General features: G+C 59.0%; 19 protein-coding genes. 3 read left to right on the top strand and 16 right to left on the bottom strand.

Annotated elements, in window-relative coordinates:
* Window positions 1-846: 846 nt before the first annotated feature.
* From ACR0NJ_RS06265 to ACR0NJ_RS06195, 15 genes are all read right to left on the bottom strand, one after another.
* Window positions 847-2163 (bottom strand): HlyD family type I secretion periplasmic adaptor subunit, encoded by a 1317-nt coding sequence (locus ACR0NJ_RS06265; RefSeq protein ID WP_480816271.1) that lies wholly within the window; start codon window positions 2161-2163, stop codon window positions 847-849.
* Window positions 2163-3884, bottom strand: coding sequence for a type I secretion system permease/ATPase (locus tag ACR0NJ_RS06260; RefSeq protein ID WP_480816519.1), 1722 nt, complete (start codon window positions 3882-3884; stop codon window positions 2163-2165). The genes ACR0NJ_RS06265 and ACR0NJ_RS06260 overlap by 1 nt, the downstream gene beginning before the upstream one ends.
* Before the next feature lie 217 nt (window positions 3885-4101).
* Window positions 4102-5226 carry an aminotransferase gene (locus ACR0NJ_RS06255; RefSeq protein WP_480816270.1) on the bottom strand — a complete coding sequence of 375 codons (1125 nt, stop codon included), beginning with the start codon at window positions 5224-5226 and terminating at the stop codon, window positions 4102-4104.
* 36 nt (window positions 5227-5262) lie between these two features.
* Window positions 5263-6285 carry an Ldh family oxidoreductase gene (locus tag ACR0NJ_RS06250; protein ID WP_480816269.1) on the bottom strand — a complete coding sequence of 341 codons (1023 nt, stop codon included), beginning with the start codon at window positions 6283-6285 and terminating at the stop codon, window positions 5263-5265.
* 151 nt (window positions 6286-6436) lie between these two features.
* A complete protein-coding gene (locus ACR0NJ_RS06245; RefSeq protein WP_480816268.1) occupies window positions 6437-7495 on the bottom strand; it encodes a dipeptidase in 1059 nt (352 codons plus the stop codon).
* Window positions 7496-7618: 123 nt separating this feature from the next.
* Window positions 7619-8740 carry an energy transducer TonB family protein gene (locus ACR0NJ_RS06240; RefSeq protein WP_480816267.1) on the bottom strand — a complete coding sequence of 374 codons (1122 nt, stop codon included), beginning with the start codon at window positions 8738-8740 and terminating at the stop codon, window positions 7619-7621.
* Window positions 8737-9114 (bottom strand): ExbD/TolR family protein, encoded by a 378-nt coding sequence (locus ACR0NJ_RS06235; RefSeq protein WP_480816266.1) that lies wholly within the window; start codon window positions 9112-9114, stop codon window positions 8737-8739. The genes ACR0NJ_RS06240 and ACR0NJ_RS06235 overlap by 4 nt, the downstream gene beginning before the upstream one ends.
* A gap of 4 nt (window positions 9115-9118) precedes the next feature.
* On the bottom strand, window positions 9119-9484 hold the full coding sequence (locus ACR0NJ_RS06230; protein WP_480816265.1) for an ExbD/TolR family protein: 366 nt from the start codon (window positions 9482-9484) through the stop codon (window positions 9119-9121).
* Entirely contained in the window at window positions 9477-10142 is a 666-nt protein-coding gene (locus ACR0NJ_RS06225) for a MotA/TolQ/ExbB proton channel family protein (protein ID WP_480816264.1), read from the bottom strand. The genes ACR0NJ_RS06230 and ACR0NJ_RS06225 overlap by 8 nt, the downstream gene beginning before the upstream one ends.
* Window positions 10139-10576, bottom strand: coding sequence for a hypothetical protein (locus ACR0NJ_RS06220; RefSeq protein ID WP_480816263.1), 438 nt, complete (start codon window positions 10574-10576; stop codon window positions 10139-10141). The genes ACR0NJ_RS06225 and ACR0NJ_RS06220 overlap by 4 nt, the downstream gene beginning before the upstream one ends.
* A 160-nt stretch (window positions 10577-10736) precedes the next feature.
* Entirely contained in the window at window positions 10737-11300 is a 564-nt protein-coding gene (locus ACR0NJ_RS06215; RefSeq protein ID WP_480816262.1) for a TetR/AcrR family transcriptional regulator, read from the bottom strand.
* A complete protein-coding gene (locus ACR0NJ_RS06210; protein WP_480816261.1) occupies window positions 11297-12364 on the bottom strand; it encodes a flavin monoamine oxidase family protein in 1068 nt (355 codons plus the stop codon). Before ACR0NJ_RS06210 ends, ACR0NJ_RS06215 begins: the two co-directional genes overlap by 4 nt.
* Window positions 12365-12367: 3 nt before the next feature.
* On the bottom strand, window positions 12368-13051 hold the full coding sequence (locus ACR0NJ_RS06205) for an SDR family NAD(P)-dependent oxidoreductase (RefSeq protein WP_480816260.1): 684 nt from the start codon (window positions 13049-13051) through the stop codon (window positions 12368-12370).
* A 3-nt stretch (window positions 13052-13054) separates the two neighbouring features.
* The gene (locus ACR0NJ_RS06200) at window positions 13055-13723 is read right to left on the bottom strand and encodes a cupin domain-containing protein (protein ID WP_480816259.1); all 669 of its coding nucleotides are present in this window, start codon (window positions 13721-13723) and stop codon (window positions 13055-13057) included.
* Window positions 13724-13922: 199 nt separating this feature from the next.
* Window positions 13923-15707: an ABC transporter ATP-binding protein gene (locus ACR0NJ_RS06195; protein ID WP_480816258.1), complete on the bottom strand. Its 1785-nt coding sequence runs from the start codon at window positions 15705-15707 to the stop codon at window positions 13923-13925.
* 478 nt (window positions 15708-16185) lie between these two features.
* Between ACR0NJ_RS06195 and ACR0NJ_RS06190 the strand changes: the two genes are divergently transcribed.
* The 3 genes from ACR0NJ_RS06190 to glf all read left to right on the top strand — a co-directional run bounded on the left by ACR0NJ_RS06190 (window position 16186) and on the right by glf (window position 19126).
* Window positions 16186-16986, top strand: coding sequence for a glycosyltransferase family 25 protein (locus ACR0NJ_RS06190; protein WP_480816257.1), 801 nt, complete (start codon window positions 16186-16188; stop codon window positions 16984-16986).
* Window positions 16983-17879 carry a hypothetical protein gene (locus ACR0NJ_RS06185; protein WP_480816256.1) on the top strand — a complete coding sequence of 299 codons (897 nt, stop codon included), beginning with the start codon at window positions 16983-16985 and terminating at the stop codon, window positions 17877-17879. The genes ACR0NJ_RS06190 and ACR0NJ_RS06185 overlap by 4 nt, the downstream gene beginning before the upstream one ends.
* A gap of 89 nt (window positions 17880-17968) precedes the next feature.
* On the top strand, window positions 17969-19126 hold the full coding sequence (gene glf / locus ACR0NJ_RS06180; protein WP_480816255.1) for a UDP-galactopyranose mutase: 1158 nt from the start codon (window positions 17969-17971) through the stop codon (window positions 19124-19126).
* A 156-nt stretch (window positions 19127-19282) separates the two neighbouring features.
* Here the strand turns inward: glf and ACR0NJ_RS06175 are convergent.
* Window positions 19283-19744: hypothetical protein (locus ACR0NJ_RS06175; RefSeq protein ID WP_480816254.1), on the bottom strand; the 462-nt coding region annotated here is incomplete at its 5' end.

Raw genomic sequence — 19744 nt, 5'->3', positions numbered from 1 at the left:
TTTCACTGATGTTCTCTCTTAGGTGAGTCTTCGACAGTAACACTTGGGATACAGGAGATAGTAATTTCTACACACCGATACGATGCAGAATAGTTCGTAACGTCTACGACGGGTCGATTTGCTTGTCTAGCAAGTAATGGCTTTGATCCAGTGGTGAAGCATAGTTTCCTTGTACACACTTGGACTTGGTGTCCTTTCAGAATTCCAAAGGTCAACTTCTCCAAAAGGCAACTTGGTGCTTTAGCTCCGGATGGGCTCAGGGATTGGATGCTGGGTTGCGGTCTAAGCCACTGTAGCATAACTATTTTATTTGGTGTCTATTCGCTTAAAGAACGATTCAATGAAGACTGGGTTCGTTGACGAGCACGCAGGTTCCGCCTCTTGTTGTTAGAGGTTTGTTTTCCAACAGGTCTTGCCATGCTGCCTTTGAAAGGCTGCCCTTTCCCGCAGGTTGCCGTTTCGCACCTCGATTAATTCTATCTGCGCTGCACTCGCGATCTGGAAGAGATCTTAGCCAAACACGGTGCCCAAGTTGATCACACGGGTCTCCACGCGTGGATTGTAAATTACTCGCCTATGATCGCTGTGTGAGCACAGTCGATTAAGCGCGCGACGTAGAAATTTTCGTGCGCGGACGAAACCCACCTGCGTGTTCGCGGTATGTGGATGTATCCCTATCCAGCTTTGGACAAGGCTGATATCATGTTTGGTTCTATTTTTGCTCTGGTCAGAAGTGACCTTCCGTTTTTTGGATGTTCGGTCAATTCGAAGGGACGCTACGTTCTGCAGGCTTTGGCCTCCAATGGTTTTCCACGTAATCGTTGAACCAAAGAACTGACAGCCGGTTCATTCCCGGAAGGCGCGGTTGAAGTAATCGGCCATCGGTTTCACCAGGTATGACAGCGGCGTGCGTTCGTCGGTCTTGATCATGGTCTCGACCGGCATGCCGGGCAGCAGTTCCTGTCCGTTCAGCCGTTCGACTTGGCCTTCGTCCGGGGCCACTTCGGCGCGGTAGAAGGTGAAGCCTGTCTGCTCGTCGGTGAACGTATCGGCCGAGACGTTCACCACATGGCCGTCCAGTTCCGGAGTCTCGCGCTGGTTAAAGGCGGAAAAGCGCAGGGCGACGGGCTGGCCTACATGCAACTGGTCCACATGGATCGCATCCACCCGTGCCGCAACCAGCAAGGGCGTGTCCTGCGGCACCACATACAGCATCGGTTCGCCCGGCTGAATCACCGATTGCAGGGCAAAGACCTGACTGTCATAGACGCGGCCTGTAACCGGGGCGCGTATATCCAGTCGCGACAGACGCTCGGCCAGCGACAGGCGCCGTTCGGCCAGTTCGGCGATCTGGGTCTGGACCTCGCGCAGAGTGGTGATCGCCTCTTCGCGCCGAGTGGCGGACAGTTCGACAATCTCGATCTCGGTCGCAGCGATCTGGCCTTTCAGGCGCGCCACGGCGGCTTCGAGCCTGCCGATTTCACCGGTCAGACTGGCCTCTTCGCGCTGCAGGGCCAGAACCCGGCTGACCTGCGTCAGGCCTCGTTCCAACAGGCTTTGCTGGTCCTCCAGTTCAGCCTGAATAAGTTCGACCTGACGGCGCAGGGATACAAGCTGGGCTTCGGTGCCTTCGATTTCGCTTTCGATCTGAACCAGTTGTTTGCTCAGCTGTTCCGTCTGCTTGTTCTTCGTTTCCAGTCGCGCGTCAAACAGGCTTTGCTGTCCGGAGATCAGATCGGGCGCGATTTCGTATTCCTGCTGCACTTCACCCAGTCGTGTCGCCAACTGGTCCGAGTCTTCGCCATCGCGCTCGGCCTCCAAACGGGCCCGCCGGGCCAGAAGTTCGAACAGTTGCGTCTCGACAATTGTCTGTTCCGAGGAAAGGAACGTGTCGTCAAGCCGCAAAAGCATATCGCCCTCGGCCACCACATCGCCATTGCGAACGAAAATCTCGCCGACAACGCCGCCGTCGGGGTGTTCAACCACTTGCCGGTTGCTTTGCACCTCGATCACACCGGACGAAACGATGGCACCGGCAAGCTGCGTTTTGATGGACCAGATGCCCAGCCCGCCGACCAGAATGGCCAGTGCGGCAAATCCGACCAGCGCAGGCACGGTGATCCGCCAGACGGGGCGGGCTTTCTGTTTTGTCTTAGCGGACATTATTCACCTACCTGGCTGAGCTTGCGTTTGATCGCACCTGCATTCTGCACCATGGCGTTCAGCACCTCATCCCGGCTGCCGAATTTCACCACCTGACCCTTTTCGACCACCGCCAGGTCGTCACATTCGGAAATCGCCTGCGGTCGGTGGGTCATGATGATCGCCGCTTTGCCGGCCGCTTTCAGCCCGCGCACGGCGGCATTCAGCGCCTCGGTACCGTCCGCATCCAGCGCCGAGTTCGGCTCGTCCAGGATCAGCAGCACCGGATCGCCGTAAAGCGCCCGCGCCAGTGCGATGCGCTGTTTCTGGCCGCCGGATAGTTGGCTGTCATTGCCCTCCAGAAAGGTGTCATAGCCTTTTTCCAGCGTCAGGATCAGGTCATGCGCCTTGGCTTTTTTGGCTGCTTCGACAACGGCCTGAGGGTCCGGGTTTTCAGACATGCGGGCGATATTTTCGGCAACGGTGCCGTTAAACAGCGTGACCGTTTGCGGCAGGTACCCGATGTGATGGCCCAGATCGTCAGGGTCGTACTGGTCCAGCGTTGCGCCACCCAGCCGGATTTCCCCCGCAGCGGGTTGCCACAGGCCCAGCAAAGCCTTGGCCAGGGTTGTTTTGCCGGACCCGCTTTTGCCGATGACGCCAAGTGCTTTTCCGGGCTCAAGGCCCAGGCTGACATTGCGCAGCGTCGGGGTCGACGCGCCGGGCGGGATGACAGTCAGGGTTTTGGCCGTCAGGCGGGCCGCAGGTGTTGGCAGCTTGGTACGCGCGCGCTCTGGCGGGGTCTGATCCAGAAACCGGCTGAGTGATATCCACGCTGTCCGCGTGCGTTCGATCATGCCCCATTGACCCACCGCCTGTTCCACCGGGGCCAACGCGCGGCCCAGCAGGATCGACCCGGCAATCATCGCCCCCGGCGTCAATTCATTCTGCAGCACCAGATAGGCACCCAAGGCCAGCATGGCCGATTGCAGGAACAGCCGCAGCGACTTGGTCAGGGACGTAAAGCTGCCGGTCCAGTCGCTGGCCGCGATAGTCTGGTTCAGCGCGTCCGAGCGTTGGTTCAGCCAGCGTTTGGTCACGTCCTCTTGCATGCCCTGCGAGCGCACGACCTCGGCCGCCTGCCGGGCGTGTTCGGCAAAGGCGTTTGCGCGGGCAGACGAGGTCTGCGCCTCGGCCACTTTGCGGTGGGTCAGCGCCTGGTTCAGCAGGGCGATGACGATCAGCAGACCGCCGCCTGCGACGGCCAGCCAGCCCAGCAGCGGATGGAACAGGAAGATCGCCGCCAGAAAGACCGGGGTCCACGGAATATCCATCACGGCAAGTAAGACGGGTGAGGCGCAAAGCCTTTGAATTGTCTCAAGATCCCGCAACGCGGTTGCCGGGGCAGATCGGGTCTGAGGGATCAGAGACCGGCGCAGGGTGGCGTCGAAAACACGCTCATCCAGTTGCGACTGGAAGCGGGCGCCGAACCGCGCCACGATCCGGCCACGGGCGAAATCCAGCATCGCCATCAGCCCGTAGAGCAAGGCAACCAGCAGGAACAGCGCGGTCAGCGTTTCGACGGCGCGCGAGCCCAGAACCCGGTCATAGACCTGCAGCATGAACAGGGGGCCGGTCAGCATCAGCAGGTTGACGAAAATGCTGAACAAAAAGGCCAGCCCCAAAAAGGTTACGCCCTGATTGCGCACACTGCGCAGTTCATGACGGGGGGCCGCAGGCATACGGGTATTCGGTTTCAAGGTTTTTCTTCCGCAACAGGCAGTGGGAGGTCAGAGAGACCCGCGACTTAAAGCGGTCCTCTGACCTTTCCAACACGGTATATCCACTCCGGCAAGAAACCGCGAATGAAAAGACCCGCCCAAGGCGTTTTTTGGCCGGTTTTGGCGGAAAGTTGAGTTGCCGTGGCGTTTCATTTGGCGACAGCGGCGCTTGACGCCGTCAGGATCGCTGCGCGGACAAAAACGCGGAAACGCGTTTCAGACCTTGCCGCAGAATCTCAGGGTTGTTGGCGTAGCCGATGCGAACGTACCCTTCCATGTTCAGCGCCGCACCCGGCGTGAACAGAACGCCGGTCTCCTGCAGCAGCCGGACGCAGAAGTCCCGCGAACTGATCGGCAGATCGTATTTCAGCAGTGCTGTGGTGCCCGAGCGGGGCGCGATCCATGAAATGCCCGGCTCGTGATCCACCCAGTCCTGCAGGATCGCCAGATTGCCACGGGTGATCTGTTGACTGCGCGCCAGCAGCTTGTCGCGGTTTTCCAAAGCCAGCGCGGCAAAGTGATCGTCGATCATCCCGACCGAGATCGTGTCATAGTCGCGATGGATCGTCACCGCCTCAATCACCTCGCGCGGGGCGGTGATCCAGCCCAGCCGCAGCCCGGCCAGCGAATAGGCCTTGGACATCCCGGCGGTGCTGATGCCTTTTTCGTAAATATCCGCGATCGAAGCCGTCATACCCGACCCGTCCTGATCGGTGCCGCGATAGACCTCGTCACACAGAATCCAGGCATCTGCGGCGCGGGCGATCTCGGCAATCTGTTCCAGCATGGCCTGATCCATCAGCGCGCCGGTCGGGTTGTTGGGGTTGTTGATCGCAATCAGGCGGGTTCCCGGCTCGACCAATTCACGTAGTTCGTCCAGATCGGGCAAAAACCCGTTTTCCTCGCGCAGATGCAAGTGATGTACGTCGGCCCCAATGCTGGCCGGTATTGAATAATGCTGCTGGTAGGTCGGGACCACGGCCACCACGCGATCCCCTGCCGAGACCAGAGTCTTATGCACCAGCATATTCGCGCCAATCGTGCCATGGGTGACGATGGTGTTGTCCGGGCTCTGCCGGTCATATAGCGCCGCAATTGCCTTACGCAGCCGGTCCGAGCCCTCGATAGCACCATAGGTCATCTTCATGTCCAGCAGGTCGGACAGATCGGTGGCGTTGCGGCCTGTCAGGGCCAGAAGTTCCTGGATGGTCAGGCTTTCGACGCAGGTTTCAGCCAGATTCCAGTCGCATCTGGTTTCCCATTCGTTCATCCAGATCTCGACACCGAAAGGTTCGATATGCATCGGGTGGTTCCTTATTCACTGCGGCAGAGGTGTAACTTAAGCCCCGACCCTCAGCGCGTCGAGAGCGGCCAGAATGTCGGTGCTGACGGGCACACCGTTGGCTTCGGCGTCGGCCCGGGTTTTCAGCCGCCCGTCGCCGGGAACGCGGGCCTGCCCGTTGCCTTCGATCTCGGCGCAGATGCGGGTGATGTAGTCGTTGAAGGCTGGATTGCCGAAGCGGGTCGGGTCCAGCGCAATCAGGGTCGCGCCGCCCTTGATGTTGAGCGCATCGTGCCGCTCGCGCTCGGCGTTGTCGACTGCCAGCGTACCGCCTGCGAGGGCTGCGCCTAGTACCTCGACCAGAAAGGCTATCGCCGCGCCCTTATGTGCGCCGAAGGGCAGCATCGACCGGGTTTCCAGTATGGCTTTCGGGTCGGTTGTCGGCTGGCCCTGGGCATCCAGACCCGAGGGCTGTTTTAGCGCGTGACCTTCGGCAGCGGCCAGCTTGATTTCTAGCAGAGCCGCAGCGGACGAGGCCTGATCCCAAACAATCGGTGCGCCGCCTTCGCGCGGGCAGGCGAAGGCCATAGGGTTGGTGCCAAAGACCGGCCTTTCGCCCCCATGCGGCACCACGAGGGCGAGCGAGTTGATGACGGCAATGGCCAGAAGCCCTTGCTCGGCCAATGGTTCCGTGTCGAAGCGCAGGGCCCCCAGATGGTGGCAATTCGCACAGGTGAACGCAGCGATCCCGTTTTCACGGGCCATCGAGATCAGGTCGGTCCGCGCTGCGCGGGCGGCAATCTGATAGTACCCGTTATCGGCATCGCCCCGTAGCACTCCCGGCGCGATGCGGGTCACAGTGGGCGAGGCGGCGGGATTGGCGTAGCCCGACGTGAAGCTTTGCACGTAGGCGGGCAGATTGCGCAGGCCGTGGCTGCGCGGGCCGTCCCGTTCCGACAGCATGATGATATCCGCGATCACGTCGCTGCCGTGATCGTCCATACCGGCAGAGGTCAGGACAGATTTTGCCAGATCCCGAATTTCGGCGAGCGAAAGCTGTTGTGTTGATGCGTCTGTCACCGGATGCCTCGTGTTAGTTTTCCTAGGATGCCTTTTGGCCAGACAAGCCCGCTGGTAACAATACACCGATCTTTGGGTCAGGGAAGCCGGGTGATGGCGACAGGCTGACGCTGGCCTGATGTGCTATCCGGTACCTTGGTTTCTTGTTTTGCTACGATCCCCAGGTTTTTTCTAGAACCCGCAACCAATTCTCATGACAGAGCTTCCTGACAAGCTCGTCGCCATATCCATGCCGCAGCATGGCGTCCCGCAATTGGGGCAGCATCGAGATATCGGTGATCTCATCCGGTACAATTGCCCCGTCATAATCCGAGCCCAGCCCGACCCGATCCTCGCCCAGTATGCCCATCAGGTGATCCAGATGCCGCATCACCTGGGTTAAGGGCACGTCCGACAACATCCGCCCGTCTTCACGCAGGAAAGCGGCGGCGAAGTTCAGGCCGACCATTCCGTCGCTTTCGGCGATGGAGCGCAACTGATCGTCGGTCAGGTTGCGGGCGTGGGGGCAAATGGCGTGGGCGTTGGAATGGGTGGCAACCAGCGGTGCATCGGAATGGTGGGCCACGTCCCAGAACCCGCGTTCGTTGAGGTGCGACAGGTCCAGCATGATGCCAAGCTCATTGCACCGGCGCACCAGCCTCAGACCGTGATCGGTCAGCCCGTCGCCCGTGTCCGGCCCCGAGGGGTATCGGAACGGCACCCCGTGGCCAAAGATGTTCGGTCTGCTCCAGACCGGCCCGATCGACCGCAAGCCTGCGGCATGGAACACATCCAGCGCGTGCAGATCGGTGTCGATGGCCTCGGCCCCTTCGATATGTAAGATCGCGGCGATGCGGTTTTCGGCCATGCAGTCGCGAATATCGGCCACGGACCGGACCACGCGTAAACCGCCCAGACGCTCCAGTTCGAACAGAATAGCGATCTGTTTCAGGGCCGAAGGCAACGCGTCCTTGGCATCGATCTGATCCGGCAGGGACAGGTCATATTCCACCTGCACCATCTGTTCCATTTTGGCGTCCCAATCCACTTGGGATGGCACCCAGACGGCGAAGAACCCTCCGGCAAAGCCGCCGTTGCGGGCTTTGGGCAGGTCAATCGCGCCGTCGAGACCGGACAGGAACTGTTTGGCCTCGGGCAATCCGCCCGCCTTTGCAAGGTTGGACAGAACATCGTTGTGACCGTCAAAAATCAGGGGTGTGAGTGTCTTCATCTTATCGTCGCAAAATCCAGGTTCGGCATACGCTAACAGACCTGATCAGGATTGTTGTGAAAAACTCAGGAAGCCTTGCCGGTTTAATCTGACCCGTACACGGATCGGGTTGGCCGCCTCAGATCATCCTCCCGGCGGGCTGTTCTGGTAGTAGAATGACAGCTTACGGCTGACCCCGCCCGGCGGCGGCGGGAAGGGGGCGGCGACGCGGACTTGTTCGCGGGCCGCACGTTCGACATCTGGCGAACCCGAGCTGCGGATGATATCGACCCAGGCCAGCGAGCCATCGGGGTCAATCTGGAAAAACACCTGCGCAAACCCGCGAGCCTTTACGAAAACCGGGGGCGCGCGGTTGAGGTGCACAAGCACCCGACCCGCATAGTTGGTTTCGTTCGCGTTGCCGGGACCACGGCCACCGGACCGTGTGCCCGAGTTGCTGCGGGTAAAGGCATCCAGCCCTTCGCGCCGGTAGACGGTCAGGGGCGAGTCGATGGTTTGTTCGGGGAATTTCAGGTTGTCGAAATTCCTCAGGTTTCTTTGAATGCCCTGTGGCGTGGTTTGTGGCCTGCGGTCAGGCAGGCGTGGCCGGATCGAGGCGGTGACGGCCTGTTCGGACTCGGTTTCTTCGGGGTCCTCGGGTGTCGGCTCAACCGAGCTTTCGGGTTCAACCGCGTCGCGCTCCAGCGGGATCACGGGCACTGCGGTCGCCTCGGGGGGTGTCAGCGCGGCAAGCTGCTCGGGTTCGACCGGCGCCTCGGCGGGGGTTTCAATGGGTGCGTCCGGGGTGCCTTCAGTGACCTCGGTGACGGTATCAGGTTCGACCGGGGGCGTTTCGGTTGCCTCGTCACTGGCGCTTTCTTCGCTGTCAGGCTGGCCGACGGGTTCGATCACCTCGGGTTCCGGCGCTTCCGGCTGGGCAATCTGCGAGGTCCCCGTGTCGGGCGCAAACACACGCTGCGGATCGGGTGAGGCCACCTTGGCCTGACTGGTCGGTATCTCGGCAGGCTCGGGTTCCGGCGGGGTCTCGACCGGAGGCTCCGGCGTTTCCGCCTGTTCCGGTTCAACCGGTTCGGGCGGCGTTTCGGCAAGGTCTTCGAAACTGTTGCCCAATGCCACCGTGTCGGGTGCGGTTTCCGTGGTCTCAGGCTCGGCCAGATTGGGCGCGGTCATGCTGAGGCCGAGGATATGCACCACAAGCGACACTAAGGCGGCCAGTATGGCGACGAAAACCGACCCCCGGATCATTCCAGAGCCTGCTCGGTCACAAGAAACACCGACGATGCACCCAGCCTGCGCAGCGTTCCCGCGACCTTGATCAGCCGCGGGCCGGGGGCGTTCCGGTCGGGCACGATGCGCACGGGTCCCTCCTGATGGATGGCCATGTAGCGTTCGGGATCGGTCGGCGCGCCCTGAAAGCTGAGCGAGCCATCCTGATGCAGGATCAGCGCATCGGGCGGCTCGCGCCCCTCAAGCTCGGCGGTGTCCACAAGCTTGAGGTCGGGGTCCAGCGGCGGGGCAACAGTGCCGGCGATCAGGAAGAACACCAACATCAGAAACACGACGTTGATCAGCGGAATGGTCGAATCGCGGGACCGGCGGGGGCGGGCGTCGCGGATCATGGCCTTACTCCAACACCGTCACGGTCAACCCCTCGCGCCCGCGCAGCGGCACCAACAGGTCCACAAGCCGCTGGGCCGAGGTCTCGGGATCAAGGCTGACAAGCACCTGTCCGGCTTCGACCTGCGCGACAAGCGCGTCCAGCGTCACCGGCGCACCGTTCAGCGCCAGCCGTTCGGGGCCAAGCTGGACAAAGACACGATCGGTGGCTTCACCTGAGGTCGCGTTGCCCCCTGTGGCGTTGCTCAGCTCGATCTCGGCGAACCGGGAAAAGGTCGAGGTCAGCATGAAGAACAGCAACAGCAGAAAGATCACGTCGATCAGAGGCGTCATCGCCATGCGGCGCCGGACAAAGGGGGCCGGGTTACGCATGTTCCGGCGTTGCTTGGGGGCGTTCGGACCCCGACATTTCATGCAGCGCATGACCGGGCACCAGAATGGTGCGCAGGGCCTTGTCGGCGAAAACCCGTTCCCGCGCGGTGCGGCTTTCGAACCACGACAGCACCATGGACGTGGGCATTGCAACCGCCAGACCCACGGCCGTAGTCACCAACGCAACCCAGATCCCGCCCGCAAGCAGCGACGGATCGACCGATGAGCCAGAGGCCTGAAGGCTGCGGAACGCCTCGATCATGCCAAGCACAGTGCCGAACAGCCCAAGCAGGGGCGCAAGCTGGGCAACGGTGTCGAGCAGGCGGAATCCGCGTTCCAGCCCGGCCAGCGCAAGGCCCGCCTCGGCGTCCAGCCGGTCGTTCAGACCGGGCGTATCCGACGCATCCATCGCGGCGCTGACAATGGGCGCAAGGTAGCTGCCGCTTTTGGCAAGACGCGCGCGGGCAGCGGCCCGGTCGCCTGCATCCCACGCGGCAAGCGCTTGTGACAACACCTTGTGCCGCCCCACGCCGCAGGCTGCGAATTGCCACAGTTTGTAGATTGTCACCGCCAGTGTCAGCACCGACATGACGATCAGGATGGCGACGACAGGCCCGCCGAGCGCCAGAATTTCGCGAAACGCGTCGAGAATGCTCATCCCAGAAGCTCCACATCCACACGGCTGCTCAGCGACAGCGATTGCTGACAGATATCGCTTTCCGCGCCGTTGACCACGCATGAATTCGCCCCGTTGATCAGCGCCTGCCCGACATCGGCGCAGGCCGTGCCGGACAGGTCGAACTGGCGCACGCGGGGGCGGTCAGCGGGTAGGTCGCGGAAGTCAAACAGAGACAGGCTCATGACGCCGCCCTTTGCGTCGAAGATCACTGTCTCGAACACCGCCTCGTCAATGGCGGTTCCGGTTTGGTTTCGGGCCAGAAAGGACAAGCGGCAGGCCCCGCCAACGTCCTTGAGGGTGTTGAGTTCCAGAAGCAGACCCCCGCCGGTATCAGAGGTGTCCTGAGCCGTGGCCACGACCGGTGTTGCCCCGGCAAGCAGGGCCGCGAATGCGAAGGAACGAAACGGTATCAAGGGGCTCTCCTGATTGCAGGGCGCGGAATGTTAAGGCCCGCGATGTTCCGCTGGCGCTATTTCCGTCATATCCAAGTAAACCCATGGGTGAAAGGGTGGCCGACGGCATTGTGACCTGGTGCGTGAGCGGTGTCTTGCCTGAGGTGTTACAGCGAGGCGATCAAAGCCGAGAGGTCAGGATTTCAACGGCCGCATCAAAGCCTGCCACGTTTTCTTCGGCGCGGGCGGACAGATGTGCGCCTTCCAGCAAGGCCAGCGTCGCGCGGGCATCAGCGACCGGGTCCGTGATACCCCGGATCGTCCGGTCCTGCCGTCCCAGTTCGAAGAGCGCCGTGATCCGACGCACCATCATCGCCCGGAATGCCCTGATCTTTTCGATCACCTCGTCCGAAAGGCTCTCGCGACCGCAAATCAGCGAGACACACAGGCACAGCGTTTCGCCGCCATTCAGCGCTTCGCGATAGAGCGCGATCACGGCGTGCAGGCGTTCGGCCCCGGTCTTACACCGGCTCTCAATGCCGGTGAACTGGTCCTCCATCGACGCTTGATAACGCTCCATCAACGCGGCGGACAGGGCGGCTTTGGTCGGGAAGTGATAGTGGATCGAGGCTTTGCGGATGCCGACCGCTTCGGCCAGATCCGCATAGCTGAACCCATCGAACCCCCGCGCCCGCGCGGCGTATTCGGCGACGTCAAGCAGGGCTGTTTTAGTGTCGGTTGTCATGGCCAGACCTGTTCCAATGCAATGCGGTCCAGTGTGGTCTCTGCCGCCTCCAGGGCCCCTTCGATATAGCCGCCGAATTCGGCGGCGACCTCGGTGCCGCTGAAGATAAGCCGGTCGTCCCAGACCGTCTGCAACGCGGGTGGAAGCCCGTATTGGGGATGGGCATAGAGCGGCTGCAGGTCCCGCTCGGTCGAAGTGAAAGGGTCTAAAGCCCAATCTTTGATACTGAGCGACATCGGGTTCGCAGCTTCGGGACCGAACAGTCGGATCAGCTGCGCCTCGACCACTTGACGCAACATCTGATCGTTCTGACGTGCATGCGGCGGCGTGCCGATGAAGCCGAACAGGGCGTAGGGGCCGCCATTTGCAGGCGAGGCATCGTGGATTTCCACCATCGGGCCTCGACGGCTCATGGCGTCGCCGGACAGGCCGGCCTCGCGCCAGAAAGAGGTTTCGTAAACGGCGACGGCCTTGGCCTGACCGGCCATCCATGTGGCGACCCCGGTCATTGCGGTGAGGGTCTGGTCGGGCAGGGCAGGGGAGAAGGAGATGTTCGCCGCGACCCGTGGTGGCAGGGCCATCACGACCTGCTGCGCGTGTAAGGTCAGGCCGTTGCGTGCCGTTGCGGTAACGCCGTCGCTTGACTTCGAAAGCGAGCCGATAGGGGTCGAGAGGCGCACACGCCCCGCCGGGATTTCAGCGGCCAGCGCCTCGATCAAGGCCCCAAACCCCTGTTTCAAGCGATAGGAACCCTGCATTGAGGCAAAGCCGCGCCCCCGCTCGACCCGCCCGCGCTCATCTTCGAAACTCAGCGCGCCTTCGTGATGTTGCTCGAACCACTCCAGCCCCAAGCGTTCGATCAGCGTGGCGATCCGGGGCTGGCCGGGCCAGAACCACGCCGGACCCAAATCGAAATGGCCGCCGCCCATTTTCCGGGTCAGAATGCGCCCGCCCAGCCGATCCCGCGCTTCGACCAGCAGGAAGTCCCGGCCCTGCCGGGCCAGATGTGAGGCAAGGTTGAGCCCCGATAACCCGCCGCCGATGATGAGCGTCTGGGTGCGCACGGTTCAGAACCCTTCGGTGGCCGGGCGCAGGTCCAGTTCGTGGGTCCAGGTTGATTGGGGCTGGTGGGCAAGCTGCCAATAAACCTCGGCAATCTCGTCGGTCTTCATCATCTTGGCCGGATCAAGACTGTGCAGCCCACGCGATCTGGCGGTGTCGATGATGCCATCCAGAATCACATGCGCCACATGCACACCCGCTGGCTGGTATTCCCGTGCCAGCGATTGGGTGAGCCCTCGCAGCGCAAACTTTGCCGAGGCAAAGGCGGAGAACCGCGCCCCGCCGCGCAGCGAGGCGGTGGCGCCGGAAACGATCAGGCTTCCGCCCCCGCCGCTGGCCATCGGCGGCAGTACGGATTGGCCAAGAACGATCAGCGACTGGACCATGGATGTCCATGTGCGCTGATAGTCCGACAGGGTGGTCTCAGCGAAAGGGGCGATCACCAGTTCAGCCGTGTTGTGAACAACGATTTTTGGCGGGCCATGGGTTGCGATCAGGTCAGCGACCACGGGGCTGATGGCATCGGGGTCAGAGACATCGAGTTGATGAAACGCACCAACCGGGTTGTCCGGCGTCGTGCGTCCCAGACCGACGGCGGTCATGCCGCCAGCCTGAAATCGGGCGAGCAGGGTCTGGCCAAGACCGGCCCCGGCCCCGGCGACAAGTGCGAGTGGTTTGTCAGTCGACATGGATCAAACCTCCGGTGCTTTGGCAAACGGCAGGTGGCCGGTCTTCATCCAAACCTTGGCCCCATCCGGTCCCGCGATTGCGGAGAGTGGTTCACCTTCGGGCAGGCGCAGCCAATCGTTTTTGGCCAATGTGTCGCCCCCGGCTGTGATTGCGCCATCAATGACCAGAAGTTCGATGCCTCCGGTCGCGTCGGATGTCAGCGATGCCCCGGGGTCGAGATGGCTATAGGTCACGATCTCGCGCGTGTCTTCGTGCAGGATCGCGGTGGCCACACCGTTTTCGGGCGCGTTCAGTTCATCAGCCATGGTTTTGCGGAACTGCGTGCGGTCATCCATGTCAAACTGCCAGAGTTTGACGAAGATTGTGCAGCCCGGCGCGGACCCCGGCGTATGCTGCGAGGTCGGAGGGTTTCGCACATATGTCCCTGCCGGAAAATCCCCGTGTTCGTCCTGAAACACGCCGTCCAGCACGATGAACTCCTCACCACCGGTATGCGTATGGGCCGAGAATTTGCTGCCCGGTGCGTAACGGACAATGGTCGTGGCACGGGCGACCTCACCCCCGATCCGGTCCAGCATGCGCCGATCTACGCCTTTCATCGGTGAGGGCTGCCATTCAAGCTGTTCCGAATGCACAACGACGCGGGAGGAGAAGTCCGAGTTGAGTTCCATGGGTCTTTGTCCCTTCGGATGGTTACAGGCGTTTTAGGTTGGTCGTATACCTACTGAAAGGTAGATAGCTTTTCAAACCTAAATACCCCAACCACCCGGCCTTCACGGATTTGTGTGCCCAAGACGTTTTGTTCGGCCAGTGAGTGGCCGAACCTGTTATTGGTAGTGCAAAGAGAACGGCACGCGGGCGGAATCGCGGTTACTCCGCGACCTCCGGGGCTGAGTCGTGCTTTTTGAACTGTTGCTCGAAAAGGCGGCGGAAGTTTCCGTCGATCTGCATCAACTCATCCAGATTGCCCTGTTCGACGATGGCCCCATCTTGCACGACCATGATCTTGTCCGCTTCCAGAATGGTCGATAGCCGGTGTGCGATTACAATCACGGTCACATCCTTGGTCAGCGCGTCCAGAGCGTTTTTAACCAGCGATTCCGATTCCGCATCCAGTGCGCTGGTGGCCTCGTCCAGCAGCAGAATCTCGGCGTTGCGCAGAATGGCGCGGGCAATCGCGATGCGCTGCTTCTGTCCACCGGACAGAAAGGTGCCATTTTCACCGACCGGCGTGTCGTAACCTTTGGGCAGATCGCAGATAAAGTCATGGGCATGGGCTGCTTTAGCGGCCTCCATAACCTCTTCATCCGATGCGTCGGGCGCAGAACAGCGCAGGTTCTCCATCACTGAGGTTGAGAACAGGAATGTGTCCTGACCGACATAAGAGATTTTGCGGCGAAGCGAAGCAAAACTGATCTCGCGCAAGTCCTGCCCGTCAATTTCCACGCTGCCCTGGTCCGGGTCATAAAACCGCATGATAAGGCCGAAAATGGTGGATTTCCCGCCGCCGGATTGGCCGACAAGCGCCGTGGTTTTCTTAGCTTCGAACTTCAAATCCATGTTATGGATCACCGGAACGGCGCCTTGATATCCAAATGTGACATCACGCAATGCGATTTCACCAGGTCCTTTTGGCAGATCACGGGCATCCGGGCTTTCCTGCATGGTGTCTTCTGCATCCAACAGCCCGAAAAGCATACCTACGCCGACCATGCAGGCTTCGATCTGAACCCGCATCTTCGAGAGACGCTTGGCAGGTTCATATGCCATCAGAAGCGCCGTGATGAACGACATCAACTGGCCCGCTGAGGGCTGTTCGCTGCCGGCAATTCCCATGGTGCTGACGACCAGAACGCCGGCGACTGCGAGACCTGCCAGAAACTCCATCAACGGGCTGGCAATGGATTGCAACCGGGCGATGTCGTTGGAGCGTTTTTCGACCGTTCGGATTGCCGTTTCCATGCGGTTTATCATCCGATCTTCAAGCGAAAAGACCTTGATCACTTTGATACCACTGGACGTTTCCTGAAGAACGCGGATGATTTCGGCCAGAGATTTGAACTCTGCCTGCATAATGGCCCGCACGCTTTTCAATAGGTAGCGCACACCCAGCAGAGCCACCGGACCCACGATGAAGAACATGACCGACAGAACCGGCTGCTGGTAGACCATGACGACGACAAGTCCAACCAGGGTAAGAGCGTCCCGAACAAAGCCGGTCACCAGAACGTCGATCAATCGGCGCGCCATTTGCGCACCGTTGGTTGTCCGCATCAAAAGATCGGAGGACTCGTTGGCGCTGAAAAACGCAACGCCGTGCTTAAGCAGCTTGCGGTAAACACGCTCTTGCTGGGCTGCAACGATGCGGTTGCCCGCGCGGGCAAGGTACATGGCCTGAACATAGGACGCCAAAGCTTTTGTCAGGAACAGGCCAACAACACCCAAAGCAATGATATGGGCCCAGCTGCGCATATCCGGGCTGGTCATCGCGTCGACGATGTACTCCATCATATACGCAGACCCGGCAGTCGTAACGGCAACGATGACCATCGCAAAAATGGCAACGCCATATAGCCCGCCTTGCGCATAGAAGCTTTCGCCAATCAGGCGGCCCATATAGCCCGATCGCCACTTGTTCCAGGCGCGCTTTACCATGGCATTCTCCAGATCGTGATACCGTGCTCTCGCTCAGATAACCTATATTCATGTCTGCCTAAAGTGCAGATGATGCGAGGCCGAAGCCTTGAGTTAATGCAGGCTGTGCTTTGTTCAGGGCCCGAACGGGCTAGATAGCGGCAGGTCGCTGATTGAACAAGTGTCGCAACGTGTGACAATTTGGGCCACGAGAACCTGCAACCCATTCCACAGAGAGTGGTTTTCTGGTTAGGCAAGATCAAAACGCATTTTCGTCAAATGTTTGATTTTGATACTTCAATATGATATTTTTCCCTGGCTCTTTGCGGGGTTTTGCCCTTATCTGCACAGCTTGTTTTTTGCGCGGGTTGTCCTAGGCATTGGCGGAAAGTCGCCGCAATGCAGAAAATCGGGTTATTTGGTGAGAGATCGCCTTATATCCCCTTGCTCGCATCTCGTGTGCTGCTAGTAACACTTGGGATTTGTTGGTGATAGTTCGGTGTCGATCAGGACCTTTATTCTAAGCCTGCCAGAAGATGTGGAGCGGCGGCATTCCTGTAGGAATGAACTGACACATCTAGGTTTGCCGCATGAATTTGCGGATGCTATTTCCGGCGATCAGCTGGAACGGGCCGATCTGCTGCGCTTTTATGATGCTGAAATGAACCGCAGCAAGTTCAAACGACCACTGAGCCGCAGTGAAGTCGCATGTACGCTGGGGCATCGCCGGATCTGGCAGAGGGTCGCGGATGGCTCTGATTCCGTGAGCCTTGTGCTGGAAGACGACGCCACATTCGTTCAGGACCCCAGACCTTTCGTTGAGGCTATAGATCAATGCGCCGAGTGTTTTGAAGATGTCATGATAAAACTCGACGGGGTGTGTGACAGGAACACCCGGGTTCTCAGTACGGTTGCAGATCAAAGTCTGGTTTTGTCCGATTGCTTGCCCCCGCGCACCACCGGTTATGTCCTTGGCCGCAGGGCTGCCGCGCGGCTGGTTGAGCTTGCTGCACCGATTGCGCGACCCATCGATATCGATCTGAAGTTTTACTGGGAACATGAAATCCCGATCCTTACGTTGATCGAACAGATGGTTGAAGAGCGTGAGACATTCAGCAGTACAATCGAGCCCTGCCGGATTGCGACCAAAACCGGATCGTCATTCAGCAGGTTCGTGCGCAACCTTGTCTATCAGGCCAAATACACCCATGGACGGTTGAGCCATCCTTTGCGCCCGGACATGATCGAAGGCCTTGCCCCGATAATTAGCGCTGAATCCCGGGTCCAGACGCGCTCATGAAAAAAAACCTCGTCGTCGTGCGCGCAGGCAGCCAGTCGCTGCACTCCCGCTGGCAGGACCTTCCCTATGAAGACCGAAATTTCGATCTTCTGATCAGTTTTTTCTCGGACGAGGCTTACGCTCAATTTTCCCCCGAGCCCGGTGTCGAAGCCGTTTTGGTCAAAGGCGGCAAGTGGGATGGGCTATTCCAGACCCTCAAGGACCGGGACTTGAGCCAATATGATTATTTCTGGCTGCCGGACGATGATCTGGATATCAGCGCGCAGGACGTGAATGCGCTGTTCCAAGCCATGCAGGTTTACGGTCTGCGCATAGCACAACCGTCCTTAAGCCCCGATAGCTACTTTTCTCATTTCGTTTTCAGCCAATGCCCGGGTTTCGTGCTGAGATATACGAACTATATAGAGATCATGGCCCCGTGCCTGCATAGGGACATCCTGAACAAGGCCCTGCCCCTGTTTCAGGACACCATGAGCGGCTACGGTTTAGACTATATCTGGTGCCGTTGGGCCGAAGCCGGAGCGTTTCGTGCGGGGATTCTGGATGAAATCGCGATGCAACACACAAGACCCGTCGGGAAAAATCTGAAAATCGCCATGGCCGATAAGGGCAACATGAGTTCGGAAGAAGAAGAGGCCGTTCTGAAAAACATGTTTGATCTGTCGCGCCGTACAGTGCCGATTGTCTTTGCGGCAATATTGCAAGGCGGACAGCCGATCTCGGGCCGTTTTCAGGTTGGCTGGCGTATGTGCTGGAACTGGATGTCCGTTTTGCCGAGTTTCCGCAGCGCGCAAGAGGCTCGGGCCGGAATCTTCAAAATCGCCCGCCGTCAGTTGAGCAAACCGCTGGATATGACAACGATTTCGATGAAGCCAGCAGCTGTCCGCAATTGACCCAGTGAAGGCAATAAACCCCGCGTGCCCCGTGGGCACGTTGGTTGGAGTGAAATGGCAATGATTGCCAAAAACAAGGTGGTGTCTAAATGAATGCGAGGCGTTTTTTGATGGTTGGGGCCGGGCTTTCCGGTGCTGTGATCGGAAGAGAACTCGCTGAGCACGGGCACGAGGTCACGGTTATGGATAGCCGGGATCATATCGGCGGAAACTGCCACACCGAGCGGGATGTTGACACTGGTGTCATGGTGCATGTTTATGGCCCGCATATCTTTCACACAGACGACGAAGAAGTCTGGCAGTACGTCAACAGCTACGCGAACTTTTTACCCTATAAGAACCGGGTAAAAACCACTTCCAGAGGTCAGGTCTTTTCGCTGCCAGTGAATCTGCACACGATTAACCAGTTTTTCGGAAAGACCATGCGACCGGACGAGGCGCATACCTTTATTACCCAAGAACAGGCTGATACTTCGATAACGGATCCGCAGAGCTTTGAAGAACAGGCCATGCGTTTTGTTGGGCGTGATCTATACGAGGCATTTTTCAAAGGTTACACGATAAAACAATGGGGGTGCCATCCGTCGGAATTGCCAGCGTCAATTCTCAAACGCCTCCCAGTACGGTTCAATTATGACGACAACTACTTCTTCCACAAGTTTCAGGGTATGCCCGAGACCGGTTACACCGATATGATCGCCGGTATTCTTGATCACCCTTTGATTACAGTACAGTTGAGTACAAAGTTCGACCGCAGCATGGATGAGGGTTACGATCACATCTTTTATTCCGGCCCGTTGGATGGGTATTTCGACTATGAGTTAGGCCGATTGGGTTATCGAACGCTGGATTTTGAACGATTTACTTATGACGGAGATTATCAAGGCTGTGCGGTGATGAATTATGGTGAGGAATCTGTGCCCTATACCCGCATTACTGAGCACAAACATTTTGCCCCTTGGGAGTCGCATGATGGTTCGGTCTGTTATCGTGAGTTTTCTCGCGCAGCTGGCCCGGACGATATCCCATATTACCCGATCCGGCAGGTGAAGGAAAAAGCTCTGCTAAGTGAATATGTGGAACTGGCGAAAAAGACCGAGAAGGTTACTTTTGTTGGACGGTTGGGCACTTACCGATATCTGGATATGGACGTCACCATTCGGGAGGCGCTGGACACTGCCAAGACGGCTTTGGCCGCTGTTGATGCGCGAAAGCAGCTAGATCCCTTTGTCGTCTCGGTGTTGTAAATTCTATGGTCTTACATGGCCCGCGCGAAGTTGCTCCGGCGGACGCGAAAACCTGGATACTTCTTTCAACTGAATTGTGTCTTTCAGCTATCGGCGGTGGGTTCCGCTTTGATATGCCCACCGCCGATACTGTTTGTGCAACTGGTTGATCCCAAGCTAAAGCAAGAAGAAGTCCTCTTGGAGACCGAAGGACTCGTCTGTTTTGATCTCTTCTCGATCATAAAACAGAGAGGTTTCTTCTAAAGAAGTAGCCTGCACATCGTTAAAGTCAGATTCACTTGGGGCTGTTATGGCGGTGAAATCGAAATCCGTATCTTGATCAGATTGGACAAACTCGAACTCTAGTAGATCCGCATTTTTGTCGAAGTCGAGTACAGCAGATTCATCGGAGATTGGTGTCGTTTCTTGACCTGCCACCGACGCAAGAGCGACCTTCGGCAGTGTATGCCCAACGGTGCCGCTACCGTCGATATCGTAGTTGTAGAAAGCTTCGACATCGACCACATTCGCCACACTGCCGCCGCTTATTCTTTCGCCCTGGCTGTCAAGGATCCACTCGACATAATTGCCATTGTTGTGCTGCCACAGGACGCGGTATCCACCGCCGTCTGCTTCGAC

Source organism: Ruegeria sp. F11 (assembly GCF_056533855.1).
The sequence above is the reverse complement of the archived record's forward strand: the minus strand, read 5'-3'. Positions and strand labels throughout refer to the sequence as shown.

Excerpts from the sequence above, each read along its gene's own strand:
- ACR0NJ_RS06240 (WP_480816267.1), bottom strand. The coding sequence starts at position 8,740 with ATGATCCGGGGGTCGGTTTTCGTCGCCATACTGGCCGCCTTAGTGTCG.
- ACR0NJ_RS06205 (WP_480816260.1), bottom strand. The coding sequence starts at position 13,051 with ATGTCGACTGACAAACCACTCGCACTTGTCGCCGGGGCCGGGGCCGGT.
- ACR0NJ_RS06215 (WP_480816262.1), bottom strand. The coding sequence starts at position 11,300 with ATGACAACCGACACTAAAACAGCCCTGCTTGACGTCGCCGAATACGCC.
- ACR0NJ_RS06245 (WP_480816268.1), bottom strand. The coding sequence starts at position 7,495 with ATGAAGACACTCACACCCCTGATTTTTGACGGTCACAACGATGTTCTG.
- ACR0NJ_RS06260 (WP_480816519.1), bottom strand. The coding sequence starts at position 3,884 with ATGCCTGCGGCCCCCCGTCATGAACTGCGCAGTGTGCGCAATCAGGGC.
- ACR0NJ_RS06265 (WP_480816271.1), bottom strand. The coding sequence starts at position 2,163 with ATGTCCGCTAAGACAAAACAGAAAGCCCGCCCCGTCTGGCGGATCACC.
- ACR0NJ_RS06200 (WP_480816259.1), bottom strand. The coding sequence starts at position 13,723 with ATGGAACTCAACTCGGACTTCTCCTCCCGCGTCGTTGTGCATTCGGAA.
- ACR0NJ_RS06235 (WP_480816266.1), bottom strand. The coding sequence starts at position 9,114 with ATGATCCGCGACGCCCGCCCCCGCCGGTCCCGCGATTCGACCATTCCG.
- ACR0NJ_RS06230 (WP_480816265.1), bottom strand. The coding sequence starts at position 9,484 with ATGCGTAACCCGGCCCCCTTTGTCCGGCGCCGCATGGCGATGACGCCT.
- ACR0NJ_RS06225 (WP_480816264.1), bottom strand. The coding sequence starts at position 10,142 with ATGAGCATTCTCGACGCGTTTCGCGAAATTCTGGCGCTCGGCGGGCCT.
- glf (WP_480816255.1), top strand. The coding sequence starts at position 17,969 with ATGAATGCGAGGCGTTTTTTGATGGTTGGGGCCGGGCTTTCCGGTGCT.
- ACR0NJ_RS06185 (WP_480816256.1), top strand. The coding sequence starts at position 16,983 with ATGAAAAAAAACCTCGTCGTCGTGCGCGCAGGCAGCCAGTCGCTGCAC.
- ACR0NJ_RS06255 (WP_480816270.1), bottom strand. The coding sequence starts at position 5,226 with ATGCATATCGAACCTTTCGGTGTCGAGATCTGGATGAACGAATGGGAA.
- ACR0NJ_RS06195 (WP_480816258.1), bottom strand. The coding sequence starts at position 15,707 with ATGGTAAAGCGCGCCTGGAACAAGTGGCGATCGGGCTATATGGGCCGC.